Genomic DNA, 7653 nt, shown 5'->3' on the forward strand with positions numbered 1-7653 from the left:
AAGTATCTGTATCTATTATAGTTTTTGCGTTTCTACAAATCTTTTATATTTTTCATGTTTCTTCATTAACATTTCATGAGAACCTTCACCAGTTATTTCGCCTTGATCTAAAAATAAAATTTTATCTGCCTCTTTTATAGTAGACAATCTATGAGCGACTATAATAGTGGTCCTTCCATTTATTAAACCATCTAGAGATTTTTGAATTTCCTTTTCACTTTCGCTATCTAAACTTGCTGTTGCCTCATCCAACAATAATACTTGGGGATTTTTAATAAAATTACGGGCAATATTTATACGTTGTTTTTGCCCACCTGACAGTTTTAAACCTCTTTCTCCAACTAGAGAATCATAACCCAATTCTAGATCTTCAATAAATGAATGGCAATTTGCTAATTTTGAATATTTTATCAATTCTTCGTCTGTAAATTCTTCATTAGTGCTATATAAGAGGTTATCTCTGATAGTTCCATTTATCATTGGATTATTTTGCGATGCATAACCTATATTTCCCCTCCATTCTTTTAAAGATATGTCGTGTATTTTAGTAGAATTTATTAAAATTTCTCCGTCTATATTTTCGTATAATCTTGCAATTAGATTTAAAATAGTTGTTTTTCCAGATCCCGATGGGCCAACAATTGCAGTAGTAGTACCTTTTTCTATAGTAAAGTTTAAACTTTTTAAAATATCTTTTTGTGAATACTTAAATGTTACATTTTTAAAGTGAATGTCTCCATTTTTAAAAGATAATACTCTAATATTTTCTTTATCATTTAGCTCTTCTGGTTGTTCCAATAAAATTTCTTTAATTCTTCTACTTGCCCCAATTGCTTTTTGATAATCAGTAAATAATGTAGATATATTAATCAGAGGTACGGATAATTGAATTACATAGAAAATCATAGAAACTAAAGTTCCAGCAGTAATAGTACCATCAGAAACTCTTAGTCCTCCAACTGCTAATATTATGCCGATAGTAAGTAAAGTAAAAATACTCGACAGAGGTTGAATGATAGAAAAGATTTTTGCATCTTTTAACCCCAATAAGTATATCTCAAATAAATTTTCTTTTGCATTTTTTATCTCTTTATCTTCCGCGTTAGATAGTTTTACTAATCGTATTTCACTTAATACCCTTCCTAATAAACCTGTAAAATGGGCAATTTCATTTTGGGTCTCATTAGAAATCCGTTTAACTATTTTCCCTAAAGGAATCATAATTAAAATATATACAGGCAAAGAGACTAAAGATATTAATGTGATTTTCCAGTCTAAGATAAAAAGTATAACTATTGATCCTATTAAAGTAATTATATAAGGAAAAACATTGGGGAATTTTTCTGCTACAAAGGAATTTATTATTTTAGTATCATCTGTTATTCTACTTATTAATTCTCCGCTTTCATTCTTATCAAAAAAAGAGACTTTTAATGAAATTATGTGATTCCACAACATCTTTCTAATTGAGAAGATAATTTTTTCTCCAATTTTGCTCATTAGGTAGATCCCTAGACCACTTAAAAAAGCATTAGAAAGAAAAGCAATAAGAAATATTAATATGAAGATGGGAGAAATATTATCTGCACTAAAATTATCTACTGCTTTTCCAGTAAATAAGGGAATTACCAAACCAGTAATGCTACCTGCAGATATTATTAATATAGAAACAGCAATCAATCTCCAAGGTAAAGAAATTTTTCCTAACAAGAATAATATTGTATTATCTTTTTTCAAAATATTACCACCTCGAAAGTCAATTTACTTAGAATATAAAGTATGTAAGTTATTTAATTTAATTTATATATTATTATGTTAGAAATAATATTACTTAAAATACAAATAGAACCAATACACGGTGAGTATCGGTTCTAAATGAATGTTGAATAAATTACTGAACTAAAGACATCCATAAATGCCGATATTATAATAAATTAACAAAAATACCAACTCAAGTTACTGCGATTTAAACAGCCAATACTTAAATTTGATTGTACTTTATTTCTATCAATTTTATATTGGTCAGATTTTTGAAGATTAAGAATTTTCTCCATTAAAATACCTCCTTCTTAACATACAAATAATGAATTTAAACTCCAAGTAGGCAAAGTACTGCATATTCCAACACTTAAAGTAGATAAGTTTCTATCAAGCGAAGGTGAAACCTCGCTTTCTATTTTCTGAAGTTTTAGGATTTTAGACATTTTATAAACAACTCCATATTCATTATTTAATATCATTAAAAGTTACCCATCGAATTGCAAAAATGCAAACTTAAAGTACTCCCTGTACCGTGATCACATACAATACTTAAACTTGATTTATTAGCGTTTCTTTCGGATACATTAGTATTTAATTGTTGTAAAGCTAATAATTTTGTCATATTATCCCACCCCCTTTCAGAAGTTAATAGTAAAAAAAATCACTTAATTTAATCGTAACTTAGGGTTGCCATATAAATTGGAAATTCCACATGTTCAATTGCGAAGACTTACTTATCCGTAATTTGTCCAGACAACTATCAATTCTGTTTATCACTATAGCAATTCATTTCCCCTCGAGTAATTCTAAATCTATCATCTGTATAACCGACAATACAACCGACAATTTCACCGTCGGTTGTATTGTCGGTATATCTCCAAATTCAGATTGTGTTTACTGAATAATGTTGAAATAAAATGTATATTTATAACAAAAATAGGATCTTTAGCAGAAGAATTTTCAAATCAATATATTTGGATATATCACATTAGATACTCCATTAATTGAGGGAGCCATAGTCGTCTTGGGAAATGAAGGTGAGGAGAATGTAAATCGTTTTGGGCAAAAGTATGAAAGAAAAACACGGATCAATTTTAAGTTTTGATCCCCTTGCTACAGGGGTTTTTAGTTGTGATAATAAAAAATTGTAAGCATCTATCATCTATGCACCGAAGTACAGGAGGTAAGTAAGTCAGTTACGTCAAATCTAGGCAGATATCCAACGTTCATGGGCTATTTCAAAAGGTAGAGCAGCTTAATGAATTTCGACCGGCATACCCAATTTAAAGTATCAACATGACAATCGACAAATTTGGTGTCGAGGATACTATGTGGATACAATCAGTGAAACCGAAAAGTGATTCAAGAGTATATCAAGTATTAATTACAAGAAAATAGCAGATTTGATGATATTGAAAGAATTCATAGATTCGTTCACAAGAGACGAAAACAAGAGAAAGGAAAATAAGTAAGTTACTTCAGAGGTTCATGCGGTTGGTGAACCTTCGCCCAGAACAAACCACTAGAGTAATAAATAGCTCTGATTTTTAATGTTCAATAGAAAACATTGTATAACTATATAGCTCTGTATACACAATCTGAATTTTGAGATACCGACAATACAACCGACATTGAAATTGTCGGTTGTATTGTCGGTTATACAAGTGATAGATTTAGAATTGTTCGAGGGTAAATGAACTGCTAGTAAAAAACAGAATTGTTAGTTTGTCTAGACAATAATTGTAATTTGGTAAGTTTTCGCTACTAAACTAACATGGAATTTATATGGTCAACCCTAAGTTGATTTTTACTTTTTATTAAACTTAAGATAACTAATTCTTATTTAATAAAAATCAGCAGTATATTTTTTTATAACAAAATACTGATTATGCATCTTAATTATTGGAGGTGTTTTATACTATGGAATCTATAGTAAGACTGCATTTTTATTTAGGATCCTCAAATAAAAAACAATCCGCCAGTGCTTCAATTATTAAATATAATGACGAACTCTATGTTGCTACAGCAGCTCATTGTATATACGATGTGTCACATCAAGAAAAAGCAAGAGATATTTATATTGAAGTACAAAGTACAAAGAGAGTTTACATCAAGGTTCCAGTAATTATACTTCCTAAAGAATGGGCTAATACAGGAGATTTATCCTTTGATTATGCTTTTGGAAAAATTTCTCCCTTAAAGGAAAAGGAAAAGGAAAATATAGAATATTTCGAACCTTTGTTTGAACATAAAGAAAAAATTACAAAGAAGACAGAACTATATTTAGGTGGATATCCTATCAGTTTTCTAAATACTAAGTTAAAAATTACACAAGGTAAATTAAACTTAATGTTTTTAAAGAAAGAAGGTTTAATTGGGATTCACTCTGCTTTGAAACCAGGGGTTTCTGGTGGACCTTGTTTTTTAAAAAAACAGGATAAATATTATCAATTGGGAGTTACTTCTTTTAAATTAAGAAAGTTCAAGAAGATAGTATGGGCCACATCATGGGATTATTACGCGTTTGAGATTTTGGAAAATTTAGATAAATCAAATGTTAAAGAGGGATATATTTTTATTTAAAGGAAGGAAGGGAATTTAATATGGATGTTAGATATCTTGATTTTTTAAAAAATGGAGCTTTATTTTATGAATCAATACCTATCGAAAAACGAAAAAATTATAACGTTCCACAATTAGATGCTAATGAATGGAAGCAAGAAGAGGATAGACATTGGAGTTACTGTATAAATTTAAGTAATAAAATGCCTAAACAAGGATGGAAAATTCATATCTCCACAGAATTAGATTGTGCACAAAAAACTTTAAATATAGTAGTACCTTATTTAATAGATAATAAAATCTCTTTTAAATATGTTCCGAATAAAAAAGAACTGCTTTCTAAAAACTCTAAATACGGAGATAGATCTTCTTCAGGTAAATTTATAACAATTTATCCTAATGATACGAATCAATTTTTAAAGATTTTACCAGAGATTGAAAATTTAATTTCTGAACTACCTAAAGGTCCGTATATTTTAAATGATAAACGTTGGAAAGATACAAATCTCTTCTTTCGATATGGTGGCTTTGTTTCAATGTATGTTAATAAAGATGGTATAAACGTACCTGCAATCGAAAGTCCAAATGGTGATTTAATCCCTGATATTAGAGCTCCTTATTATGAAGTACCAGAGTTTATTAAAGAACCTGCTGAAATACAATTAATGACAGAAAATATGGATAAAGAATTAGAAAAAGAAGATACTTCCAAATTTGATGCATATGAAATTATTTCAGCTTTACATTTTAGTAATGGCGGGGGAGTATATAAGGTTAAAAAAGATGATAAATTTTATGTTATGAAAGAAGGACGTCCAGGCTCTGGTTTAGATGGGTTAAAAACTGACGGGTTTAATCGTCTTAAAACGGAAGCCAAAGTTCTAAATGAATTAAAAAATGAAGAGAATGTTGTTGATATATATGATTATTTTGAGATTTGGGAAAATAATTATTTGATTGAAGATTTTTTAGAAGGAAAAGATATAGCTGATTACGTAGCTCAACATTTCCCATTTTCTCGTGAGCAAGATAAAATCCTTTACGCAGAAAAGATGTTAAAAGTAATTGAACAAATTGAAGCACTTATTGAAAACGTTCATAAAAAAGGGATAGCAATTGGTGATTTGCAGCCCAATAACATAGTTATATTAGAGGACGGAACTATTAAACTAATAGATTTGGAAACAGCCACAACACCAAATCAAAAATATCAACCAGGATTAATGACACCAGGTTTTATTTCTAAAAATGCACAAAATTTTGAGCAAGCTGATTGGTTTGCATTAATGAGAATTTCTAGATTTTTATTTTTACCTATTGAACCTGTGGCAGATTTAACAGATGAAATTGAAATGAATCAAGATCAATGGATTAAAGAATACTTTGGAGATCATGTAATAACTAAATTACAAGAAATAAAAGAACGTACGAAATCAATTTTAAAATTAAACAATAATATGCATAATTTATCAGTTCCTCCTATGGATATCTCATTAGAAAATAAAGATTTACTTATTAATGAATTAAGAAAAGGTATTATGAATTATTTGGATATTAATTCTGAAATTTTAATAAGTGGGGATATTAGACAATTTATAGAAAAAATAGGTGGATTATCAGTAGCAACAGGTGGGTTTGGGGGAATAATGGCACTCGATAGAACCGGAGAGGTTCCTAAAAAAATTTTTACCTGGGTAGACAAAATTTTAGAAGATTATCTGGATCCTCAAAAAACAGACTTTAAAAATATTCCATTAGGTCTTTTTAACGGTTTATCAGGAATCACGACTGTATTATTCGATATTGGTTATAAAGAAAAAGCTATAAATATATTGAAAAATATGCAGCTAGACGAAATTAATCATACTGATTTAACTTTATATTCTGGTCTTTCAGGGATTGGCCTGAATTATCTATCTTTCTATTCAATAACAGAAGAAATTGTCTTTTTGGAAAAATCTAAAAAAATAGGAAATATATTAATTGATGCATATAAGAATAATGGGGCTATTAGTGTATTAGATCCGTTTGCTATGCCTCATGGTTTATTAAATGGTTGGACAGGAATTAGCCTATTCATCCTCCAATTGGGTATTGTTTGTAAAGATGATTATTTATTAAACATTTCTAAAGAAATATTAGAAAAAGAGCTTAACGAAAATATACAAATTGATGAAGATTTGGATTTAGCTCAAATTTTTGATACATCTATTGGTAAAGGAAGATTAGTTCCTTATTTAGGAGAAGGATCCGCTGGTGTAGCTTTAGCAATAATGGAATTTAATAAATATTTCCCTGATTTTACAAAAGATGAGAAGCGGAAGTTATTGCACCAATTAACTAATGTAGCAGAACTTTTCTGTACTTACGCAGCTGGAATATTACGTGGTGCGGGAGGAATGATTATCTTATCTAATGCCAAAGAAAGCTATGGTTATAGTAAAGAATCATTAGATCATTCAGTTGGAATGCTTAAAAATTATCTTTTATATGAAACAGATAAAGGCATAATAAGTCCTGGGGATTATGGTTATCGATGTTCTTTAGATTTTCAAACTGGAAATAGCGGTATTTTATTAGCTCTTTCAGATATTAATAAAGATAAATGGGATAATTGGATTCCTTTATCTAAATATAATAATTTAAACCTTTTCAAAAAATAAACCATTTCAGTTGGATGAAAACTGAGAAATCACTATCATTACAACATACTTCTCTTGATAAGGGGAACTCATCAGTAAGCTTAGGCTGTGATAATAGCGGTCCTATTAGTTTATACTTCTGCAGCAACTAATGTAACATGGATTGAATATTTCTCACTCTGGAAGGAGGTGAAATACATGAAAAAGTTACTATCATTACAACATACTGCATTTGATAAAGAAGTTATTTTACTAAAAGGGAACTCATCAGTGAGCTTTGGCTGCGGTGGAATCAGTACTGTTAGTGTATTCCTGTGCTAGTTCAACAACTAATATAACTCTCACTTTGGAAGGAGGTGAAATACATGAAAAAGTTACTATCATTACAGCACACTGCACTTGATAAAGAAGTTGTCTTACTAAAAGGAAAATCATCAGTGAGTTTAGGTTGCGATAATATCAGTACTATTAGTTTATATTTCTGTGGTAACTAATGTAAATATTCCCTACTCTAGAAGGAGGTGAAATACATGAAAAAGTTACTATCATTACAGCACACTACACTTGATAAAGAAGTTGTCTTACTAAAAGGGAAATCATCAGTGAGCTTAGGCTGTGATAATATCAGTACTATTAGTTTATACTTCTGTGGCAATTAATGTAACCGGATTGAATATTTCTCACTCTG

General features: G+C 29.5%; 8 protein-coding genes and 1 pseudogene. 6 read left to right on the top strand and 3 right to left on the bottom strand.

The window, feature by feature from the left end:
* Positions 1-15 precede the first annotated feature (15 nt).
* From ACVYAD_RS22105 to ACVYAD_RS22115, 3 genes are all read right to left on the bottom strand, one after another.
* A complete protein-coding gene (locus ACVYAD_RS22105) occupies positions 16-1737 on the bottom strand; it encodes an ABC transporter ATP-binding protein (protein WP_476427963.1) in 1722 nt (573 codons plus the stop codon).
* A 197-nt stretch (positions 1738-1934) separates the two neighbouring features.
* Positions 1935-2054, bottom strand: a complete 120-nt coding sequence (locus ACVYAD_RS22110; RefSeq protein WP_476427964.1) for a class III lanthipeptide — start codon at positions 2052-2054, stop codon at positions 1935-1937.
* A 185-nt stretch (positions 2055-2239) separates the two neighbouring features.
* A complete protein-coding gene (locus ACVYAD_RS22115) occupies positions 2240-2383 on the bottom strand; it encodes a class III lanthipeptide (RefSeq protein WP_476427965.1) in 144 nt (47 codons plus the stop codon).
* A gap of 603 nt (positions 2384-2986) precedes the next feature.
* Here ACVYAD_RS22115 and ACVYAD_RS22120 point away from each other — a divergent pair.
* The 6 genes and pseudogenes from ACVYAD_RS22120 to ACVYAD_RS22145 all read left to right on the top strand — a co-directional run.
* Positions 2987-3142, top strand: a pseudogene (locus ACVYAD_RS22120) (transposase); the annotation flags it as partial.
* Between the two features lie 539 nt (positions 3143-3681).
* Positions 3682-4344: a trypsin-like serine peptidase gene (locus ACVYAD_RS22125; protein ID WP_476427966.1), complete on the top strand. Its 663-nt coding sequence runs from the start codon at positions 3682-3684 to the stop codon at positions 4342-4344.
* Positions 4345-4364: 20 nt separating this feature from the next.
* Positions 4365-6986, top strand: coding sequence for a class III lanthionine synthetase LanKC (gene lanKC / locus ACVYAD_RS22130; RefSeq protein ID WP_476427967.1), 2622 nt, complete (start codon positions 4365-4367; stop codon positions 6984-6986).
* Between the two features lie 177 nt (positions 6987-7163).
* Positions 7164-7286, top strand: a complete 123-nt coding sequence (locus ACVYAD_RS22135; protein WP_476427968.1) for a class III lanthipeptide — start codon at positions 7164-7166, stop codon at positions 7284-7286.
* A gap of 44 nt (positions 7287-7330) precedes the next feature.
* Positions 7331-7459, top strand: a complete 129-nt coding sequence (locus ACVYAD_RS22140; RefSeq protein ID WP_476424943.1) for a class III lanthipeptide — start codon at positions 7331-7333, stop codon at positions 7457-7459.
* Positions 7460-7495: 36 nt separating this feature from the next.
* Positions 7496-7624: a class III lanthipeptide gene (locus ACVYAD_RS22145; RefSeq protein ID WP_476427969.1), complete on the top strand. Its 129-nt coding sequence runs from the start codon at positions 7496-7498 to the stop codon at positions 7622-7624.
* The last annotated feature ends 29 nt before the right edge of the window (positions 7625-7653 follow it).

The organism is Lysinibacillus sp. G1-3, assembly GCF_056322905.1.